This is a genomic window from Dolichospermum circinale AWQC131C (assembly GCF_000426905.1).
Lineage (GTDB): Bacteria > Cyanobacteriota > Cyanobacteriia > Cyanobacteriales > Nostocaceae > Dolichospermum > Dolichospermum circinale.
In genome coordinates, this window is the sequence record NZ_KE384634.1 from 379 (window position 1) to 709 (window position 331).

The 331-nt window shown below is 32.3% G+C and carries 1 pseudogene; it reads right to left on the reverse strand.

Annotated elements, in window-relative coordinates:
- A pseudogene (locus tag ACIR131C_RS24000) lies at nt 1–242 on the reverse strand (IS4 family transposase); the annotation flags it as partial.
- Nucleotides 243–331: the final 89 nt, after the last annotated feature.

The window sequence follows — 331 nt, forward strand, 5'->3', positions numbered from 1 at the left end:
TAAATTTTCTGGAATACTTCTTGACTTCGATGAGTGTTGGCTTTGGAAAATGTGGAAATATCTACATCAAAACCTGTATTATTTAATCGTTTAAATAAATCTCGCATACTCCTTAAGCTATTATCCAGAGCATAAGCCAACCAACACTCAACAAAAAGACGGCTGTTTAAAACAGGATAATCATTTTTGGGTAGTCCTTCCAGGATATTTTTGACAATCTTGGGAAATGAGTTTATGATCATGGTTAATCAAAATATTTTAATCCTTCGCCCAAAATTTAACATATTTTGGGCTATTTTTATCAGGCTTTTCTTAACATTCAACACTTCTG